Genomic DNA, 22,196 nt, shown 5'->3' with positions numbered 1-22,196 from the left:
CGTAAGGTGTGTCCTTTACGTAATTATCGTAAAATTATTCTATTGTTATATTACGTGTATAATGATATCAATTTTCTCTAATAATAACAACTTTATTTCTTTTCCACTTCAACATACATCATATGTTCCGCAGTTGAGTGTGCAATACGGATTTTAAAATTATCTTTCTCAAATACTTTTGTTTTTTGAGTATCTATTGCTTCCTGTAACTCATTATCTAAGTTCAAACCACTTAATAATTTCGTCCACTCTTTAGTTAAAGATATTGTAGCTTTGTTGTTATCTAAAAATATAATTTTATAATTTCCTTCATTATCTGATTGCACAACAAATTGCGCTCCAATAGTACCTGCAGGAAGATACATATTTTTATCGAGTAAAGATACATCGTTACTAATTTCACTATACTTTAAAATTGTACCGAATCTTCCATTAACCTCTTTTATTATTCTTTGTGCTTCATTCGAAACTTGTTGCTTTACAACTGGCATTTTTTCTACTGCTTCAGGGTAATATTCAATATTCTCTGTGACTAGATTAGAATCCATACCTGTAGGCAATTGAACATCAGGTTTCGGGTCTGGTTTCACTTCTGGTTTTTCCTCTGGTTTCGTTTCAGGTTTTGGATTTGGCTTCACTTCTGGTTTTTCCTCTGGTTTTGTTTCAGGTTTTGGATCTGGCTTCACTTCTGGTTTTTCTTCTGGTTTCGTTTCAGGTTTTGGGTCTGGCTTCACTTCTGGTTTTTCTTCTGGTTTCGTTTCAGGTTTTGGGTCTGGCTTCACTTCTGGTTTTTCTTCTGGTTTTGTTTCAGGTTTTGGGTCTGGCTTCACTTCTGGTTTTTCTTCTGGTTTTGTTTCTTTTTCGATTACATTAATAGAGTTATATAGGAACTGACTGTATTGTTCACGAGTTACGTGCATTTGTGGAGAATACTTATTACTTCCTGTACCAGCTGTAACACCATTTTCCTCTAATGCATTAATTGCATTATATGCCCAAGAGTTTTTATCAACGTCTGTGAATGATGTTTTTGTCGTTGCTTTAAACTTAAATGCATTTGTAAGTACCTGTGCCATTTGTTCACGAGTTAAAATATCATCTGGACCAAATTTCCCTTCACCATAACCAGCAACAAGACCCTCTTTAGCAAGTGCTCTGATTTCTTTTTCAAACATATGTCCTTTAATATCTGTAAATGGATTTTTGAAGTTAGCATCTGCATCTGCTGGTTTTACATATGCATATATCATACGAGCGACTTGTCCGCGAGTTACATTGTCACCAAAACCAAAAACATTATTTCCGTATCCTGCTACTACTTTACGGTTTGCTAGATCATAGATAGCTTTTGTAGACCAATGATTTGCTGGAACATCATTGAACTTTAATGAATCTGTGTTATCAGCTGCTTTCGCTGTAAATGCTCCTGCTCCTAATAAAGATGTTCCCATAATTGTTAGTGCCGTTGCTGTTTTTAAAAATTTGTTTGCCATTGTTTGTTCCTCCAAATATATTAGTTTTTTCATAGATTCCTTTATTGTACAGAATTTAAATATAAAATCCATATAATTTAACATATGAATTAATTAATTAGCGTTTTTTTATAATCGTTTTTATACATGGAAAATATCACCATACAAAAATAGGCAAGTATTTCTATATATTTATTTTTAAATATATTTTTCTAGCAAAAAAACTACACTTTTCATTATAGTTTTTTACCTATTTTTATACATATTGATATTTTCAACGGAAATAGATTTGTCCCATTCCATCTTTGTTAGCCCATATTGGTGCTTTCACACTATCTATCCCTATCATTTTAAAAATAAAGAAGTGATGCTCAGCTTTTATCTTAAAATTCAATGGCTGATTATGATCTACGCGCCCTTTTGTATATTCATATTTCCATCCATCCATATTCTGCTCTTTCATTTTCTTCTCTATATCAGGAATTAGATTTACGTTTTTTCCTTCATATGTGTACTGAAAACCACCTGTTTTTTCTGCTAACTCTACTGTACTAGAAGCAAAATCATGTGCCTTTATTAACTGCATTCCATACAGTACACCCTCCGGTATAAGAGTTATCAATAATAAAGAAAGCGTTAGAAAAAGCGCTGTTGTTACTGTATTTTGCATTTCTTACACACCTACTTTTTCTTATTTATTTCACGTTTCCTCCAGCTTTCTTGTTGTCAGAATCTGCTTCATAAATAAATATGTGTTTTGCATTACTTTTAATGCTGCCTTTCTTTTCATCAAATTGTTTAGTATAACTAGCAGTCTCGGCTTCTCCTTCAACCGCAATCATTGCAGGTTTCTCTTGTACAGCATGTACAGAAAACTCTCTTTTTGATGCCGGATCCTTAAATGTTGCATTTTGTTTATAAGACTTTTCAAATTCTTTCTTTGCGATTGCTGGTTCAATAGCAATTTCTTCTTGTGTTCGTAAAACACCTACTTTTACGGCTTTATCCATTGCTATACTTCCAGCACGTTCTAATGCAGACTTATTATCTGCGTGTGCTGTATCTCCAATAATCATATCCGTCATTAAGAATAAACAGCCAACACATAATAATAATGATGCAGCACCTATAATAAATTTTTGCATCTCTTTTCATCCCCCCTTAACTTTCAGACTTTCGAAATCGAAATCCACTTAATATAGAGCTTTTCTTCTGTTTCAATAATTCATTTGGTAGCAGTAGCTCTGCTATTTCCTTCAGTATCCCATCAAGATCTTTATAATATTTCCGACTAGATAGTAACGTACTGCTATTCAGTTGAGATTCAAACAAATCCTCAACATCATATGGTGGTAGAGCAGTTAATAACTTATCTCCAAAACATTCTTCTACTACTTCCTGCTTTAAAAGTGCTGGAGAAAATTTATTCCCAATGATTCTCGTTTTCTCTAAAGCTAAGTAAGAAACGATCTTTCTCTCTTTTTGTGTAAGAGGATGTGCTATCTTTAGCAATTGATGTAGCTCTGGTTCTGCTACAAAGAATATGTAATCTGCCATTTCACATATTTCATGGTATAAATCTTTATCCCAATCGCTCCCTGCATCAATAATAGAAATAGGTGCTTCTTGGTTACCCCATAAAACCTTAATAAAATGGTCGAAGTCCTGTTCTGTCTCATTTTTTAACTCTTGGTCTACAATAGGATTCTTTACGATATAATTTATTTTTCCTTGCTTCCATTTTGGAATTGATAATATATCAGATTCCTTCTGAAGCATCTCTTTATATCGCTGCAACATAAATTCACTACGATAGTTTTCTGGTGCTTCTGTATATCCCTTTAGTAACGGATACGTATAGCCCTCATCATATAGATTCTCTATATAGTTCACATCTATCTGTAGTTCATTTAAATACGCAGCTAAAAGATGTGAAACAAAGGTAGCTCCACTTCTTCTACTCATACTGGCCACAACAATTGTTTTTCTTGGAATGGCAATACCAATCCGCTCCCCATATACTGGACCAAAAGCCAATTTATACCGTTTTTTAATAATTGGTGCTTTTGGCGTTTTCTCCTGAATAGACTTACGCTTTTGTATGTTTTTAAATAATTTGGAATTAAAGGAAGATTCATTGTTGCTATTTTCCTCTAATTTATTTGATACTCGCTCTTCTTCCTCATCAACAGTATCCTCGGGCAACTTTGTTTGTTGCGGCGCCTGACTTGATCCTACAATTTCTGCTACATTTTTAATATCTGATTCCTGCAGCAGCTGAGGGATGACTTTATTATCAATATCAATTTTACGAGAGTTAAAAATGTCATAGATACCTAGATAAATCAATTTCGCCAAAAACTCATCATCATTTTCACGCTCTGTAAATACCACAATACGAATATCCCGATTAAAGCGAATATCTCTTAGTTTTTGTAAGATAATCAATTCACGTTTCTCTTCATGTCCCGCATCAATATTTAATCGTTTGTCATTAATACATAGAATATTGGGCTGTTCCATATCTAGAATTTCATCTAGGTACTTGATGTGCATCACATCACTATCAGCTACTTCAAATCCCGCACCAGTAAAATCCTCACGTAAATATGCCGTATATACAGTATCACTAATAGCTAAAACGATTTTTTTCAACATAGTTAACCTCCTACAAACTCTAACGTTGGATTAAAATCATATTTTCAATTGGAATCTGTGCATGAAGATGAACCTTCCCAATAATCTCATTCAGAATATACTCGATTTCAACTTGTTCCATTGGACGTGGAGCCCCAAAATCAGAATTTAGTTTTACTCGTATTTCTAATCGATCTTGTATCTCATGTAAAGGTGTATCAAGATAAAGAATGCTGTAGTATAAAACACCATCTTCAATATTTTTTTGAATCATATCCTTTGCTTGATGAATAAATGTAACCTCAGCAACCTCAATAAAAGGATCATCTATCGTTACTTTGCTATTCCAATTTAGATTCCAAATCTCGCAATGTTCTTCTGCATGCACAACAACTCCATTTATTGAAGGCGTAATAGCAAAAAGACGATTTACAGGAACTTTGGTTAACGAGGTAACATCACCTTTCTCTAATTCAAAACCTTTTTCCAATCGCTCATGTTCAAAAGCACATTCAGCGCCAGCGAATGCAATTTCACAAAATACTTGTTCTAGTAATGGACGAATCCCCTCATATGTTCGTATGGCAAAGACACAAAATTCCTGTGTTTCATCTGTTCGAATGATTTCGTATAATTCAAATTCAGATGCATTTGCTAAGGCAAAAGGAAGATCCTTCATAAAGTTCGGATCAGTATATAAATTATCTGAAATTTTTGTTTCCGGATGCTGTATAAACTCTAGGCAAAGTTGATACCCTTTTAAAAACGCATTCTTAGCTGCTGCTGGGAATAAAGTTTCAAAACGTTTTACATTATTTTTAAATTTTTGTTCTTCAACTTCGTTATTAAATTCTCTTTCTTGTAAGATATTTGTTCTATTACCTAACTGCAAAAAGTAATGATTAATCATTCGATTAATACTTTCCTCAAATGTTGTATTATCCTCACAATACTTTGTAAATCTCTTTTTACTCAGGTTTACAATTTCATTCATAGCCTGGATTCTCCCTCTCAAATGTAATATATACAAAAAAAGACACACCAATGGCAGGTTATGTGCCTTCGGTGTGTCCGTTTAGCTAGAAATTAAATCTATTAATTTGTATATTATTCTTAAATAATTGTCATTCACACATAAGAATAAAGCTATAATTTTTAAAAGTCAATAGCTTTATTAAATCCATGTGCACATATATCTATTCCTCTTTCTCTATACTTCCATGTATCTAAACTCAAAAATACAGTTAATTACACAAACTTCTATATTAATCAAACAATTTTTAGAATAATACAATGTACAGAAGATTATTTACGATTAAATTTATAAAACTACTTAACATACAATCGCCCCCATATTAATATTATGTAAACAATAATAGCCCGTTTTATAATACACACTCCAATTCACATATAGATCGACAGTAATATATAAAGAAAAATCCAAGGAGAATTGTTAATTTCATATCAACATTTTAATAGAATAAGTATTTATATTAGATATCATTAACCTCTTATAAGGTACACTTCTTAATAGAAAAAATTATAAATAACCATCTATTAATAACAATATACATTTAGATTTTTGTCAATTTCATTTAGAAAAACTATTACATTTCAATAAATTCTTTTAACACACTACTATATTTAAGAAATTACTCCAATAAATCTGGAGCTTTCGTATAAATAACTATAATCTTTATATACAATTGAACTTTCAAAACTACATTATATCTGTTATTGATGTCATATGAACAAGAAAAACCCACTTTTTATCAAAAACTCACATTGACATATCAACCAACATTGATATGTCAATCAAAAATCAGAGAGAAATGTTAATTTTATGTCAACAGTTTTTATGTAATATATACAAATACTCACCAACAATCTAAAAAAACGTTTTGACAGTAATATTATTAATAGCTATTGATTCTATAATATAAACATTTAGCAAATTAATTACTTATTAACAAAATATAAAACTTCTAATCAAATACAAATTTCAATCTATTAATAAACTATCACATTAACATTTTATCTTTTGGGTTAACATGAAATTGACAACAGAATATAGTAAAATACTTAAATTCAATCTTATGTTAATGATAGTGGTGCAGGTATTTGCAACAGATTCAACCAATAATTATATATATGTTAATTATACACACTAAATTAAACAATTATACATTCAGATCCTTGTCACTTTCATTTAAACTAACTTTTACATGTCATTCAAATCTTTTAGCGTACTACTATATTTAAATGATCACTTCAAGAAACCTGGAACTTTTGTACAAAATACCATAATCTTTATATACAATTGAACTTTCAAAACTACATTATCCCTGTTATTGATGTCATATGAACAAGGAAAGCCCCTTTCGAAATACGCACTCACATTTACATATCGACCGACATTGACATGTAATCATAAACCCTCCAGTAAATGTTAATTTTATATCAACAAATTCGACGCATAAAGCATAAATACTCATTAACAACTCTATAGGAAAACAATCTGTTAATAGAAACATTGTTAATAGCTATTAATTCGGTAACTTAAAATTATAATAAATAAATTAATCACCACAAGATATACAACTTCTAATCATGTGCCAAGTTCAATCTATCAATAATCTATATGAAACTATCGTATTAACATTTCATACTTTTAGTTAACATGAAATTGATAATAGAATATAGTAAGGTGTTTAAATATCGATCTCATGTTAATGATAGCAGAGTAGATTTAAGGGATTATACATTCAGATCCTCGCCGCTTTCGTTTAAACTAACTTTTACATGTCAATCAAACCTTTTAGCGTACTACTATATTTAAATGATCACTTCAAGAGGCCTGGAGTTTTTGTACACAAAACTATAATCTTTTTATACAATTGAACTCTCAAAACTACATTATCTTTGTTATCGATGTCATATGAACAAGAAATAACGCCTTCACAATGCGCAATAACATCCACATATCAACCGACATTGACATGTAATCATTAATCTTAGAGTGAAATGTTAATTTCATGTCAATAAATTCAATACAATAAGTATAAATACCCATTAATAACCCTATAAAAACAGTTTATAATAGGGATATTATTAATAGCTATTAATTCTGTAACATGAACTTATAATAAATTAATTACATACTAACAAGATATGACATTTCTAATCATGTATAAAGTTCAATTTATCAATTACCTATATAAAACTACTCTATTAAAATTTCCTCTTTTTAGTTAACATGAAATTGACAATAAATAATAGCAATGCGTTTAAATATCGATCTCATGTTAATAATAGGAGTGTAGATGTTTGTAACGGAATTGGTCAATAATTAACCACATGTTAGTTCCTCCACTAAATTAAGCAATATTACAGAGGGATTAAAAGACTTATTCAGTTAATTTGAATGAGTCTTTCATATATTTGATCCCATATAAATAAGACGCTTTAATAAGAACACCACCAATACAGCGATAAATAATGATAGTTCAGTTAACAAGACATTGATATTTATTTACCAAAAACCCTTTCTATGTCAATCTCACATCTCGTGTTAATGTCAGTAGGGGTTGAAACTCCATCCAAATTGATTATTTTCTACCTTTAACAAAAGCTATCCTGTTGAAAATTAAACAAATGACATCTTGAGATTGTTTGAAAGTCAAAAGTGTTAACGCAGTGACATAAATCTATCTCAAATATTTCATACACTATTAAAATACTCGTAAATATCCTATTGATCGTGACATAGAGTGGACATTAAACCTTAAAGTGGATTCACAATAATTCTAATCCTATATTCCTAGCTATATTTGTCCTCATAAAATACTACTAATTTGGTTATATTATTACCTTTTTTTCTAGCCATTATACATTATAATTTAAATTCCCTAGCTTACGTCAGCTTATTTTCTGCACTATCATTGATTATCTCCTCATAACTTGTTTACAAAATACCTATATTTCCTTATCATTAGTATTAAGTAACATGTTTTGTTAATCTCATGGCAACTATCATTAATCCTGCTAACATAAAAGATAGAGTTATTCATTGATAGAACATTGCCATTTATATACTTAGGGGTGACAATAGCATCAACAAATTAAGCATATTCTATATCAATAGTTAATGTTCTGTTAACAAACATTCGATTACATGTTAATTTTATATTTCATGTGAGCCACTGAATGCATAGGGATTTGCATACATATTAGCGAAATACTACCTAACATGTTAATTTCAGTCCACATGTTAATGTCAAATTGAGTGTTCATGAGCTGATTTTTAAGGAGGTTGTTACAATGATTGAACAAAAAAGCGAATCACAAGACCATCAAATTAACGATGATGACATATTAGATGATAATATTTTTGAAAAGGCATGGCGAATAACTGAATTCTCTAAACTAGTTGGACGTCATCACAATACCGTTTATAATTGGTTCAATATTTTAGAGGAAAAAGGGCTCCACGAAACGTTAAGAACCCAAAATACAAATGAAAAACTTTATAATACATTAGATCTTGAAATTGCTCTATTTATTAAGCAGAAAAGGGATGAGAAATGGTCTTTAGATGCAATTATTGACCTATTACCACACCAATTCGATTTAAGACCTGTATCATTAGAAAATCAATCAAATGAAGTATCTACTGAATTAAACCTTCAGGCCACTGCAGAAATCATTGAAAAATTGGTAGCTAAACAGTTAGAAGAAAAAATAAAACATATTGAGTCTCATTACGAAGAGAGGGTAGACAGTATACTTAAACAGTTACCACAACCCGAAGATGCAGAAACCATAAAATTACGACAGCGCCAAGATAGACTTGATAATTTCATTATTGAGCATAGGGCACGTCAGGAGTTAAGAAAGCAGGCAGAAGGCCTGTGGAATAGTAAAGCTGCAGAGGAACGTACTAGAAAGGTAGGATGGTTTAAAAAAGAGGAAGATTTGGGTAAAAAACAACTCTTCATTGAACAGTATATACAGGATAATATAATTGATTATATAAAATCTCTTATGAATTCTGTGGAATAATAAAAAAAGTCTGGAACTTAGTCCAGACTTTTTTTATTATTTTGTAGTACCAAACATCTTATCTGGATCTAGAAAATCTGCTAAATCTTCATCTTCATTTGCTCCAGCATTATTATTTTCTTCGTCACTACCCATATCGATAAAATCTCCAAATGCAAAACCTAAATCCTCATCCTCATCAATACTCTCGATAGTACTAATTTGAGACTTTGTAAACTGAATTTGTCTTTGTCTTTCTTTAAACTCATTAAATTCTTCAACTAATCCTTTAGATAATCTCGATGGTAATGCATCAGTTTTATAGAACGTATATACACTTCCTAAGAAATCATTTTTACTTACCAAATATCCATTAAAAACTGTACCGTTTATAGGTAGATTATTTGAAACTTCTACCTTAGCATCATCCATAAAGGAATCATTAATGTTTTTTTGCTCATCTAAGATAGCAAGCATACCAAAATGATGTACTTTTGACGCTTCTACAGAACCGTCGTTATTCTTCTTCATCAAATCAATTGGCGGATGGAAAGAGCTACCACTTAATGATTCTTGGAACATCTCGATAATTGCATGACTATTTTCTATCTGGTTCATATTACGTGAAACCTTATTAATTACTAAACAGCCCGTTTTCTCAAGTAAAATACGCTTAAAGTCTTGAGAATCAAGTATTACAGATGTACCAGATCCATTGGCAGCGGTATTTAACTCATGAATGATTTCACTAATGCGTTGATTCGCATAATCTCGTGAATTGGCGATACCTTTTTTCTCATTTTCATTTAATTCCTTAAATTCATCGTAGAAGTGCTGGTTATCAGCAAATACTACAAAGGCTACACCTTTGGATTTATCATTTGCTAATTTCCAAATCTCCTGTGAAAATTTATTTACTTGTCGTAATACATCCGGCCCATCTGCTCGGACAGGAAGTGTTACAACAATCCCCATTTTAATAAAATCTTTGCGCTCAATAGCATTTTCAAAGGCAATTCGCGCAAACTTTGCTTGATTTGCTTTGATTTCAGACATTGGATATTGCTGAGCAACTTTTTGTAATTCTTGTCTGATTACTGGTTTATTATGAAAAGCCGAAAATTCTTCAATAGCTTTAATGATTGTAGAAGTTCCTGTTCCTCCACCTAAACCTGCAAAGAATAAAACAAGTTCATCAGAAGGTCTTACACGTTCAGTAATAAATTCTTTTAATTTATCTTTTGCTTCCTCATTTGAATCAAGAACTTTTAACGCACGCTCAGGGTTCTTACCTAAACCACCTAATTTAAGTGAAACTTGATTACTTTTTGGTACATTTTTTAATTCAGCTAGATCTCCATCATTACTATTTAGTGCTAAGCAATTATATACTGCTGTGCCATCTGTATGTGTATATTCCGCAAATTTATCTACCATTCTAGTACCAGCTTGACCAAATCCAACCATTGTCATTTTAACTGCTACTTCATTTTTTAAGAAGTTTTTTGCCATTATTTTATCTCTCCTTATTTACCTTTTTTCTTTTCCCTAACTCAATAAGTACTTGTTGCCCTCTATAAGTTGAGATTAAAAATTTATATGGATGCATAGTCTTTTCATAGATTAAAGACATTGATGATAGCGTACTCACACTTATTTCTGCTGAACGTCTAGATATATTTGTACGTTCAACTTCTAATGAATAGGATTTACCTCTTTTCTTCTTTACTCTCCTATCAATAACTACATTTTCCACTATTTCATTAATCGATATGCCTCTCATGTACTTTGTCTCTTGAAATTGTTTATTTACTACGTTTCCTATGTATAGAAATACACTGTAGAGTATCTCATCTTGTTCGAGTATATCAGCAAACATGTTTACTACTTCATCTGCAAACTTGATTGTTTGATATTTTTCACTTAAAACCTCGTTCAAGTTGTCCCCCCCTTAAAACATTGGTTAATTATTCCTAGAAACATAGTACATCATTACACGTCGTATATCAAGTCATTATAAATAAAACTTATATATAGGTCTTATATATAAGACTTATATTAATAAATTCATAAAGAATCCATGTTTTATAAGGATTTATATATACAGCGTATATATAACGCGTATACATGTTATATCAATCTTAAATTTCATGTGATTTACATTTTAATTAATTGCAATAAAACACTGTAGAAAAAACTGATAAAAACACATGAAAAATCACTCCTTTTTATTAACATGACACTCACAAAAATATTTATACGACTTATATATAAGTTTTATATATAAGTCGTATACATAAACGCTGTTATAACAACAATAAATCAAATTTAATTTACAATAATTATATGATATTATTTTATATGAGCTGTATAAATAAGTTTCATATATAACTCTTACTTATACAGCTTATATAAATCGCATCTAAAATATTCAATATCCAAGCACCTACTATCATACGCGTGTATATATTTTACTAAAGAGATTTCATGGAGATCTTATAACAATTCACACTAAGTTTTTTTATTACTTAATTGGTTTGAAGGGATCTATCTCTTATAAGGACGATAATTGTTAATGTTATGTTAATGCGCTGTTCTTTACCTAGTACTTGTTAGTTCACATGAATGTATATGTTGACAGAAAAAATATGCTCTGTGCCTCATTTGAATACAATTCTATGTCAATTTCAGTCACTCTTAGGAAGCCGTTAGAAGAGGCTGTTAATTTCATATGAACAACAGCAACCATCTCAGATTATAATTAACATGTTAAAAAGAGAGCCAGCGGTTAAGCTGACTAATGCAATAGTCCTTAAAATTCCTGTAAATAATCTCTTAAACTAAGACATTCTAATAGTATTATGCTAAAAAATGCATCACTGCTATGAAAAAGAAATATTTCTGTAAATTGGATTATTAACAGAAAATCCTTATCTTATTAACATCAAAGTGATACTTACATTACACTAAAATTTTTATTAATTTAGTACGAATAATGATAGCAATTAGAACTTCACATAAAATTAACAACTAATTGATTTCATGTGAATGGAACCTTCATGTTAAGTACATGTAGACACATTTTTAACGTACCAACAATTATGTAGAAACACTCATTATTTTTTTGCCTAAATGAATTACTAAGTATAATAAGATAAAAATTACCTAAAAGAATAAGTCGAATTTTTACAATGAATCAGTAACAAAAGTAGGAGCGGGCACTTCAACAAAGAGTTTACTTTCTAAAAAAATATAGAGAAAACTCCTCTTTATAATTCTTGAATAATTGTAATCAATCAAAATGTTATTATTCCTATCTAATAAATGTTAGGATGTCATAACATTATTTTTATAACAGAATTTCATTATAACTATTGTTAGATGTCTAGTAGTATATCGGCCTAACAACATGAAAGATTTAATAGGTCCATATAAAACCATGATTTTTAATGGATTTATAATAGTAGTTACCATCCCAACTCTGGTGTACAAAATAGGGTATCTCTGAAAAGCAAAACCTCTTATTCATGTTTTCTTATTTTACAACCACTATATCAATGTAATAGTATATTAAAAATGATAATTATTTAATTTAAGTCTAATTCAATATAAGAGGTGTATACTTTGTCCGGAGAAGTGTATAAATATAAACGACCAGGTACCAAAAAACATTTTCACTTAAAAGAAGCAGACATTTTTATGTTAACAGTTTTATATTACAAAAGAGCTCTTACAACACGACAAATCACAATGTTATATAGTGCATTTGAGGGAAGAGAATGTTCTGAAGCTAGCATATTTACAAAACTTGACCGATACTCACAATACGGGGCTATGCTAACTAAAAAAATAGATAAAAGGGATGACAGCATTACGAAACGTGCCTTATTTTCCTTAAAAGAAAAAGCAATTGAATTTTTAATGGGGATAGGGAGAATTCCCAAAAAAAGTTCCAAAAGAAGGTACTCACGAGCAACTTCTTTTCACACAGTATGTTCACGCGAAGTCATTATGCGTACTCTTCTAGCGACTACAAAGAAAACTCAAACCAATGAATTATTATATAAAATGGATATTCGTTCTTTTTACCAGAAACAAAATATGAAAATTGAGGATGACCAGTTGCCTTTGATTCCAGATGAACATATTTCATATCAAGGTAAAAATATCTATATCGAGATGGATATGTGTAAAGAAACAAATGCTACCTTAGTTGAAAAAGTAGGTAAGTACATAGAATTCTCACAAAAAACGACTGAGAATATAACCGTTGTTTTTGTTATGTACGACAAAACTATGTTTCTTGCAGAAGATGCTGAACCACCATACATGCGGATGAAAAATCTATTATTTTCTATGCGGAAATATCATGAAATTTTAATGAATCAAACCAATCTACATCTACACGTCTGCTCACTTAAAAATGCTGGAGATGTTATTTCAGATATCATCCTTGGAAAAGATGATAATCAAAACTTCGAACAAGATATTCTTTTATCTTTATCTCAACGTACAGTAGGAGATGCCGATTGGCGTTACGCATTTGTTGAAAAGGTTCAAACGTTCAAAGAATCAATAGATGGAGGACTTCGACGAACGTATAGGAGAGATAAAGATGTGATCCAAGATTTCTTCTTTATTTTCGGAAATGAAAATGATTACAGGATGATTGCTAGACTAGACGATGTCGTATTATCAAGAAAAGAAGGGGACGAAGGCGTTCCACTTGTTGTTATTTATCCGAAACGTGAGAAACCTAGAGATATTCTTTTAATGAACACTTATAACAACGTACTACTACTATCCTTACAAAATGAGAGTGTCACTATGGACGCGAATGAACAGATCATGGCACGTACTGCAAATAACATTCATCCAAAAAGACGTAAACTTGTAGAATTATATTAATCCATTGTTTTTTATATAATTCTATACAATTTTATTGATTTCTATTTTTTAAGGTGTTAGAATAGCGATTGAACATATAATAAAAACTACAATCAAATCAGAACATATGAAATTAAGGCAAGCGACACACGCTGTTTTTACAGTGGGTGTCGCTTGCCTTTTTTTATATGGAGAAAGGTGGAAAATGATAATGAATTTACAATTTGCATCAACAACGAATGGAGGAGTGCTCTCTGCAAGAGAAGCATTTAAGAATCCAGAACTTGTCCTAAAACATATGACAGAAGAGGGGGCAACGTTTAGTGTTTCTCTACAAGATATCCAAATTCCAGGAAAACCGAATTACTTTTGGTATGATGTAATAATTGAAACGGCAACGAATAAAAAAATAGAAGTAAATATTGCGGTACTTTCACAAGAAGAATACGAGCAACTATGCGAAAGAAATAGCATTGATTTATATTTAAAACAAACCGAAGATGCAGCGAAATTCTTTTTAGAAAAATCAAAAGAACAATTTAAACAAGAATTCAATAATCGATTTACACTCCATCATAAAGCTCAATTATATCTGTAAGAGGTAGGTGAGCCTATATGGAGACATTTAAACAACGATTACCTCTATTTACTACAATTGGTTTAATTAGCGGGTTTATTCTTTCATTTGGATTCGGTTTAGTAAACTACATAAAACTACTTTACTATGCATTTGAACCACCGTTTTATCCTATAGAAATCACATATGTACCGCTCATTTTAATGTTCTTTTCTTTACTATTAGGAGAGTTCAGCTTTAGGTTTTACAGCCGTATTCCTGCTTTGCATGTAAAAAATGGGAAATTAATAATTTTGATTGCTTCTCATATTGCAGTTGATATTCAATTTTTATGGTTTGCAACTGCTCCGATCCATGCAAAGGTTATTCCTTATCTCACGGAGAAATCAAAACATGTTAATTTTGGTGAGTATGAGGCAATAGGTCACGTCTTAACAGGAAATTTTCACACACTCACTTTGATTTTTGTATTTTTACCTACAGTATTTATGATTTTGTTTACACTTTGGTATAGTGGCCATATTGTTCGTTACCGAGTGGAGATATTAAAGTGGGTACAAAAATACGAATATAAAAATCACAAGTTACAAAAATGGTTTAATAGCCAAGAAGAACAAATATATCCTGATGTAGAAATTGGGCCTCATATTGAGCATAAAGAGATGGTTCGTATTAAGGGGAAAGATAGAACCCTAAATGGAATTATTATTGGTCCAATTGGTTCTGGTAAAACATCAAGTTTAATTATTCCTATGATAAATCAAGATTTACACTGGATGGTACGTTTCATAAATAAGTTTAAAACAGCGTATAAAAAGAATAATTATGATACAGAAGAAGTAAAAGGAACATTTTTAAATGGTGTGACTGTTATTGAACCTAGTAATGATTTATGTCAAAAAGTATATAAGTTGGTACAAGCACATAAAATCCCTGCAAGTTCTGTTTACTATATCGATCCAACTAATCCTGATACCAAAAATATAAATATTCTGCGAGGACCAGTTGATAAAGTAGCAGAGGTTTTCGCAATGGTTATTCAAGGTTTGTCTGAATCTAACAATGCGTTCTTTGAACAGGCCCAGCGTAACCACCTTAAACAACATATCTATTTACTAAAACTACACAACCCACAAAAAGATGTTACCTTCGACGACTTAATTGAGATGTATGATGATGTAGAACGTGTCCATCGTATGCATAAGCTTTTAAAGGCCCAAGTAGAGAAGTTATATGATTTTGTTCAAAGCGGGGCTGCTTCACGTGACCAAAAAAATGAATATAAAATTATAAAAGGTATTGATGAATGGTTTGATAATACCATTCGTGAAAAAACAGGCTTCCAAGGAGAACCAGCAGTTTATAAATCAGGGAAATATCGCGGACAACCAATGCATTATGACAGAGAAGAAGAATATGTTAAAGGTTTACGTAATATCTTAAAAGATTTGGCATCAAACATTTTAATACGACGCGTTTTATTTGGAACATCCCATTTTGATTTCGATGTTCATTTAGAGCAGGGGGGCATTTTACTTGTTAATACAGCGAAAGGGGAGTTAGCGGACCTTTCAAACGTATTAGGAAAATTTATATTGTTAAGTATGCAGAATGCAGTATTCCGTAGAGAACCAAACATCTCACCTTACCATCACATTATTGTCGATGAGTTTCCGGATTATGTTGTGCGGCCATTTAAAGAATTCCCTGCACAATCTCGTAAATATAAAGTAATTCTAACAATCGCTAGCCAAACACTATCTCAATTAGCTCTCGACTTCACAGAGCAATACATGTTTACCTTACTGGGCTCATTCCGTAACAAAATGATATTTGGGGATGTAACGCCATATGATGCAAAAATCTTCTCTGACATGTTTGGTGAGAAAGAGGAATTTAAAGAGGCGGAATCCGAACAAGGTATTTCTCCTATGCAAGAGAATCCTGTTAGTCGATTAGGATCAACCTATCAGAAAACAAAAGAAGTTATTATGTCACCAGGAGATATCATGGCACAAGGTGCATTTATCTGTGCTGCTCGTATTGTACAAGACAATCATGTCCAACCCGTACAACAAATTACAAGTAACTTTGTACCAAAAGAAGCATATGTTCAAGCGGTTATTCAGCTAGATATGAAAATAGGACGATATTGGGAAAATGAACGTCTCCGTCTGATTAATGAATCTATCGTCAAAGCAAATCCTATGAAGCATGTAGATGCAGAGAAGATGAAAGAATTTGTACCTTTATTCCCTATTCAAGATGAGGAAATGGAGAAAGATATACCAATAAAATTACAAGATAAGCAACAATACATTGTATCATTGGAGAATTATAGGGGACATAAATCCGAAAGTACAACCTCTTCTAACGATTCTGCAGTTGTCAGCCAACAGATCGAGGTTGATAAAGAAGAGGCGGAAAATAAATTGTATAAAGAAATTAAAAGATTCGTTATTGAATCACAACAAGTCTCTCCAGCCTTTCTGCAAAGAAAATTTAAAATTAGCTATATGAAAGCTGCTCGATTTATTGAGCAGTTAGAACAAAATCAAGTTGTAAGTTCTTATGCAGGGAATGGTCCTCGTACAGTTCTAATTTCAAAAGATAATAGTATACCAATATTACCAAGAGAATCAGATATTAATACTACCCAATCACCTAATATAAGTGTAGAGAATACTATTTCACAAAAAGTAGCCATTTCAGGTGAAGACGACGAGGTCACGCAAGGAGAGACAGATTTCTTTAAAGATATTCTATATGACGATGTTTTAGCTTTTGTAAAAGAAGCTGGTACCACGTCTATATCTTTACTACAGGACAATTTTAAAATAAATTATACACGTGCATCGAGATTAATAAACGCCTTACAACGAAATGGCGAGCTGCCAGTATTAGAAGAAATATCAATAGAAAGTGTAATTCCTGAAATAACAAATACAGTCTCGGAAGAGCATATTGAGGAAGTCATGAGTATAGAATTACCTCATATGGAAGAATGCCATGAAATAAACATGGGGGTAGAGGAAATGAACAAAGAATTATCTATTACTATGCTAGAACAAGAGTGGGACAAAGATTCCATAATGCATTCCGAAATTTCTGATGAGACTGAACCATTTCTAGAAAAATTTTCATCAAACCGACTTCCAATTACAATAACAGAGGATGCAGAAACAAATATAGAATCTACTCCCATTTTAAAGGAAACAAAAACTAATGTAGAGGCCAATGCGATTCCAATTGCAAAAACAATTGATCATATTGAAGAGAATAAACTCGAAGAGGAAGTTGCAAAAGTTTACGAATCCATTAGCCTTACTGTTCATCAAAACTTAGAAAAAAATATGGTAGAGACCATTAGAAATGATGAGGGACAGCGTCAATATAAACTCATAAGCTATAAAAAACAACAAAATCGCTTGAAATCACAACAAAAAAATAAGTATAACAATACAAAATCACTACTTAATAAAAATGAGGAACCGAAGAACAAAACATCGAATGCTATGAGTAAAAGCCTGGATAATATATTTGGTAATATCGAAAGCTAATCTATTAATATTCAAACCCTACATCTCGATAAACTTATACTAATTTTATACTTGCAAAAATTACATAACACCATTATATTAAAATTAATAACTATATAAATAAAGCATAACTTACGTGAAGGACACACCTTACGTACCATTCCAACGGTACAGGTGTGTCCTTTTTTACGTTCTAGGAGGAAAATATAATGGCAGAAGGTAAAGTAAACACTCAAATTACAGAAGAACTAGGGATGGCTTTTGAACTAGAGAACAACAATATAGGGGAAATGCATGTAGAAATAACCTTTAATCAATTTGAACGAGTACGAGAGCATGAATTAGAAGAATTAGCTCGCATGAAACGAGAGCGTACTGTAGGAAAAGGGTTAATTACTGTCGTATCCGAAAAACTGTTTCCAACTAAAAATGGTACATCAGAGCGTATACAAGTACTTACAATTGAAATTGGTACTCATACGACTGCATACTGTCCCATTACAGAGGCTGGAATCAGTATTCCTAAAAACCCTCAGTGGCTAGTAGGAAGAACAAAACCTGTTATTATTGAGCACTTCCAAAGAACTGAAGAAGGTAACTTCGCCGTCGTATCTATTACCGCGGGAGAACTAGCACTTCAAAAGAGGTTGTATGAAGAAGTAACAGCACAAGAGGGGAATAAAGTATACACGGGAACTGTCTCTGGACATATTCCATCTGCACAAACTGTTTTAGTTGAGGTTCATGGTGTAACCGTAGGAGTAAGGTATTCCCAATGGTCACACTCATTTGTACGTCCAGAGAATATTGTGATTGGCGATGTTGTAGAACTTATCATTGATAAAGTAGTAGAAAAGAATGGCCGTTATGAATTTATAGGAAATAAAAAGAAACTAGAAACAGATCCAATGGATAAGCTATTAGAGCTAAAGAAACGCCGTGACCGCTTTGTAGGTAAAATAGTAGGGGTAGATGCAATTGCTGGTATTTTCGTAGAAGTTGCACCAGGTATTCAGTTTAAAGGACTAAAGAGCCGTAATCTTGCCAACCCAACTGCGGAAGATGCACTAAACCAAACGATTGTTACATGCGAGCTGCTTAATATCGATGCCAAAAATAGAAAAGGAACTGTGCGTATCCTAAATTATCCCCAAGGACAGAGTAAAAAATCTAATTCGTCAATTTACCAATTTTAATGGATGATTATGCGTACAATAGAAAAACAATTGTCTACTTATGTACCATCTATTCCTCATTTATCAAATGAGGATGTACAGGGACTTCAAATATATCGAATACATGAACTGGATAAATCCTATGTATTCCATTCTTATGAAGAATTGGTTAAGTTTAAGCAGCGTTTGACAGAGGAACAGTATGCCATACTCAATTTCATTGGTGTTCATACATCTGTTCGATTCAATCATTTACTATATTTATTCAAGAACAAATACTCACGTAAGAAAATAAATGATGCACTTCAAGGATTACTTTACTATCGCCTAATTGAAAAATGGCGGATTAAGAGTTTTGATATGGAAATCTTTGAAGAAACATATACATTATCCGATAATGGTTACAAGCTCTTAAAATACTGGAAAGGTAATATGTTCTTCTTTTCTCCAGAGCGTCTTGATAATCACGGTAAATATGTTCATCTACGCTATTGGCATGATATAGATCTACTTTGCCACCTGCGCTATGCTCCTTCCTTTATAGGGCATATTATGCATCCATCTATTAGTAAGGGGGTTTTTACCCCTCCTTTAAGTTTTGCTGCGCAGGGAGAAATAAATCAAGAATTTAATTTTGTTGTATACTCTACCTTATTAACAGATAAAAAGGATCGCTTAAGACAAATTATCGCTAGATGGAGAGATTTCGTAGAGTCAGGTAAGGATGTTATTATGAACGATTTAGGGAATAACCCTACAATCCTAGTTATTTATGTTTCGACTGAAAAACAAGCAAAGCAAATTAATAATGAACTACTACTCGATTTAATTCCTGGTAAAGTATTACTATGTATAGGAGAAACATTACATGTAGAAGGATTACAACATGCCTTTTATCAACCTCTTGCAGAAGGAAAGATTAAGCAATTAAATACAAAGCTATTCACAATAAACTAAGCCACCTTACAAGCTATTGCTTTCTTTTAGAGGGTGGCTTGTTTATTGTATAAAAAGCACAAAATATTTAAAAACAACTTAAGAGAACTAATTATCCCGTGTCTACCTCTATACAAAGTACGGATTTTACGAAATAATACTACTTGATGCCTATTTTAACAACAATGATATATATAGATGTTGTTATTATTAAAATAAAATATACAAGAAAGGAGTAATACATTGCTACGCATACAAAGAGGGTACATGTACGATCCAGATGATAATGAAGTAATTGTAAATGAAATTTTCTACGATGCTGCTTCAGCTAAAAAGCTAGGAAGTAAAATGGGGGTATTTTGTGCAGTAAAACTACCTACTGCTATTTTTCGAAAGCTTCAAGAAAATGAAAGTAAGTCCTATATAGAAAATATTGAAGTTAAAAAAGAAACTATTAGAGAAATACTTTTTTATTTAGACCAAAATCAAAAACCAGAAAAACTTTATTTTGAAATACAGTACATGAAGTAACACCGAGAACCGAAAATAAGAGGGGATTTGTAGCAGGGGAAGCAGGGACATTATTATTCAATACATATAACAACTGCATATAAAACCTCTTCTTATATTCGTTCAATTAAAACAATTGAATACAATATAAAAATAGTTTAATATAAACGTATGTTTATTGTTTAATTGATTCCGTTTATTCCCACGCCTTATGAGTTGTGGTTGAGTTGTAGAAGCAAGTTGTGTTCTTGTTTCAATTATGAAAGGGCTTCTTTGAGCCGATTAATGTATATAGCTTATTTTGCTATGCACATTTTCAATCGACTTAAAGAAGCCCTTTTTATGTTGTCTTTAAGTTAGGAATCACTTGTAAATAGACCTTTTGAGCTAATAATATGCTAAGTGAAAAAAGCACATATATTGTGCTTTTTTATTTAAATTAGAGGAGGGATCATATGAAACTTTACAAAGTACGGCATAAGAAAAAGAATGTAAGCGTAATATGTGATCGTATTTCTTATGAAGCAGTAAGTTTTATTAAAAGGAAGCGTACATGATTGCGATTGTGTGCAATGGCTAAACTATCAAAAATTAAGTTCAACCGAACAAACTAAAGTCATTCATAATGGATATGAAACATTAAGATTACTACAGGATACCTGTAATGAGATAAAAATTACTGGCAGTCTTTATACTCTTGTAGGAATAGTACAATAAAGAATGAATTCATAGCCTAACTTTTTAGTATTGTTAAGACTTTTTGAATTCAAAACGAAAAAAAGATATTTAATGCTAATTTATGGTAGAGTAGAGAAAGAATGGAATATATAAATTAAGAACTAGGGATTTTATATAGAAATAAGGTACTCGTTACAATGCTAAAAGCACAAGGAATTAGAAAACAAAAAATGAGAGGAGCACTATAATATGATTACAGTTAACCGAGGATATATGTATGATCCAGATGATAATGAGGTTTTAATTACCGAAATTTATTATGAAGCTGCTACCGATACTAAGTTAGGAAGTAAGATGGGGAATTTATCTTACACAGTTATCCCTAATGAAATTAAAGAAAAAATAGAAGCAGCTGCTTCATTATCTTATATGGAAAACATTCAGATGTCTCAGCAATTAGCTGTTGTATATCAAAATGAAATTAACATGTATGGAAAACCGGAAAAATTGTACTTTGAATATACAAATATGTAAGAGGCGAGAAGACATTGAACTAATTGGTTCAATGTCTTTTTTTCTGTAGTTTATGAAAAAAATGAATAGGAAAAGATATTTGTTCATTTTTGAGATGAAATAACGTTATAAAATAACCATATCAATTTCCTGGGCCAAAAAGCTTTTAAGAGAATAATATCAACCGATGAATTGGTATAAATGTAAAAAATATGAGAGTGTAACTATTAGA

15 protein-coding genes are annotated in these 22,196 nt (G+C 31.6%); 8 read left to right on the top strand and 7 right to left on the bottom strand.

The annotated features are described in order from the left end of the window. Positions 1 to 92: 92 nt before the first annotated feature. The 5 genes from ACXY7N_RS27045 to ACXY7N_RS27025 all read right to left on the bottom strand — a co-directional run bounded on the left by ACXY7N_RS27045 (position 93) and on the right by ACXY7N_RS27025 (position 5,103). Entirely contained in the window at positions 93 to 1,493 is a 1,401-nt protein-coding gene (locus ACXY7N_RS27045) for an S-layer homology domain-containing protein (RefSeq protein WP_488592798.1), read from the bottom strand. A gap of 253 nt (positions 1,494 to 1,746) precedes the next feature. Next, positions 1,747 to 2,142 (bottom strand): DUF4320 family protein, encoded by a 396-nt coding sequence (locus tag ACXY7N_RS27040; RefSeq protein ID WP_001181739.1) that lies wholly within the window; start codon positions 2,140 to 2,142, stop codon positions 1,747 to 1,749. Positions 2,143 to 2,167: 25 nt separating this feature from the next. Beyond that, positions 2,168 to 2,617: a hypothetical protein gene (locus ACXY7N_RS27035; RefSeq protein ID WP_088113163.1), complete on the bottom strand. Its 450-nt coding sequence runs from the start codon at positions 2,615 to 2,617 to the stop codon at positions 2,168 to 2,170. Between the two features lie 16 nt (positions 2,618 to 2,633). Then, entirely contained in the window at positions 2,634 to 4,130 is a 1,497-nt protein-coding gene (locus tag ACXY7N_RS27030; RefSeq protein WP_488592797.1) for a hypothetical protein, read from the bottom strand. Between the two features lie 19 nt (positions 4,131 to 4,149). Continuing rightward, complete coding sequence (locus ACXY7N_RS27025) at positions 4,150 to 5,103, bottom strand: hypothetical protein (RefSeq protein ID WP_488592796.1); 954 nt, start codon at positions 5,101 to 5,103, stop codon at positions 4,150 to 4,152. A gap of 3,326 nt (positions 5,104 to 8,429) precedes the next feature. Between ACXY7N_RS27025 and ACXY7N_RS27020 the strand changes: the two genes are divergently transcribed. Then, the gene (locus ACXY7N_RS27020; RefSeq protein WP_488592795.1) at positions 8,430 to 9,170 is read left to right on the top strand and encodes a MerR family transcriptional regulator; all 741 of its coding nucleotides are present in this window, start codon (positions 8,430 to 8,432) and stop codon (positions 9,168 to 9,170) included. A gap of 36 nt (positions 9,171 to 9,206) precedes the next feature. Here the strand turns inward: ACXY7N_RS27020 and ACXY7N_RS27015 are convergent, their stop codons facing one another. Next, the gene (locus tag ACXY7N_RS27015; RefSeq protein ID WP_016135718.1) at positions 9,207 to 10,661 is read right to left on the bottom strand and encodes an FtsZ/tubulin family protein; all 1,455 of its coding nucleotides are present in this window, start codon (positions 10,659 to 10,661) and stop codon (positions 9,207 to 9,209) included. 4 nt (positions 10,662 to 10,665) lie between these two features. Further along, positions 10,666 to 11,088 (bottom strand): hypothetical protein, encoded by a 423-nt coding sequence (locus tag ACXY7N_RS27010; RefSeq protein WP_488592794.1) that lies wholly within the window; start codon positions 11,086 to 11,088, stop codon positions 10,666 to 10,668. Positions 11,089 to 12,773: 1,685 nt separating this feature from the next. On the opposite strand from ACXY7N_RS27010, the gene ACXY7N_RS27005 reads away from it, so the two are divergent. The 7 genes from ACXY7N_RS27005 to ACXY7N_RS26975 all read left to right on the top strand — a co-directional run bounded on the left by ACXY7N_RS27005 (position 12,774) and on the right by ACXY7N_RS26975 (position 21,985). Next, positions 12,774 to 14,057, top strand: coding sequence for a replication-relaxation family protein (locus ACXY7N_RS27005; RefSeq protein ID WP_488592793.1), 1,284 nt, complete (start codon positions 12,774 to 12,776; stop codon positions 14,055 to 14,057). A 190-nt stretch (positions 14,058 to 14,247) separates the two neighbouring features. Further along, positions 14,248 to 14,634, top strand: coding sequence for a hypothetical protein (locus ACXY7N_RS27000; RefSeq protein WP_016135720.1), 387 nt, complete (start codon positions 14,248 to 14,250; stop codon positions 14,632 to 14,634). Between the two features lie 17 nt (positions 14,635 to 14,651). Beyond that, entirely contained in the window at positions 14,652 to 18,173 is a 3,522-nt protein-coding gene (locus ACXY7N_RS26995; protein WP_488592792.1) for a DNA translocase FtsK, read from the top strand. 188 nt (positions 18,174 to 18,361) lie between these two features. Continuing rightward, positions 18,362 to 19,348 carry an RNA-binding protein gene (locus tag ACXY7N_RS26990; protein ID WP_488592791.1) on the top strand — a complete coding sequence of 329 codons (987 nt, stop codon included), beginning with the start codon at positions 18,362 to 18,364 and terminating at the stop codon, positions 19,346 to 19,348. A gap of 9 nt (positions 19,349 to 19,357) precedes the next feature. After that, on the top strand, positions 19,358 to 20,284 hold the full coding sequence (locus ACXY7N_RS26985; RefSeq protein ID WP_488592790.1) for a hypothetical protein: 927 nt from the start codon (positions 19,358 to 19,360) through the stop codon (positions 20,282 to 20,284). Positions 20,285 to 20,506: 222 nt separating this feature from the next. Continuing rightward, positions 20,507 to 20,794 (top strand): hypothetical protein, encoded by a 288-nt coding sequence (locus ACXY7N_RS26980; protein ID WP_016135724.1) that lies wholly within the window; start codon positions 20,507 to 20,509, stop codon positions 20,792 to 20,794. A 906-nt stretch (positions 20,795 to 21,700) separates the two neighbouring features. Beyond that, positions 21,701 to 21,985 (top strand): hypothetical protein, encoded by a 285-nt coding sequence (locus ACXY7N_RS26975; protein ID WP_088060726.1) that lies wholly within the window; start codon positions 21,701 to 21,703, stop codon positions 21,983 to 21,985. Positions 21,986 to 22,196: the final 211 nt, after the last annotated feature.

This window comes from Bacillus sp. 5w2, assembly GCF_054353775.1.
The sequence above is the reverse complement of the archived record's forward strand: the minus strand, read 5'-3'. Positions and strand labels throughout refer to the sequence as shown.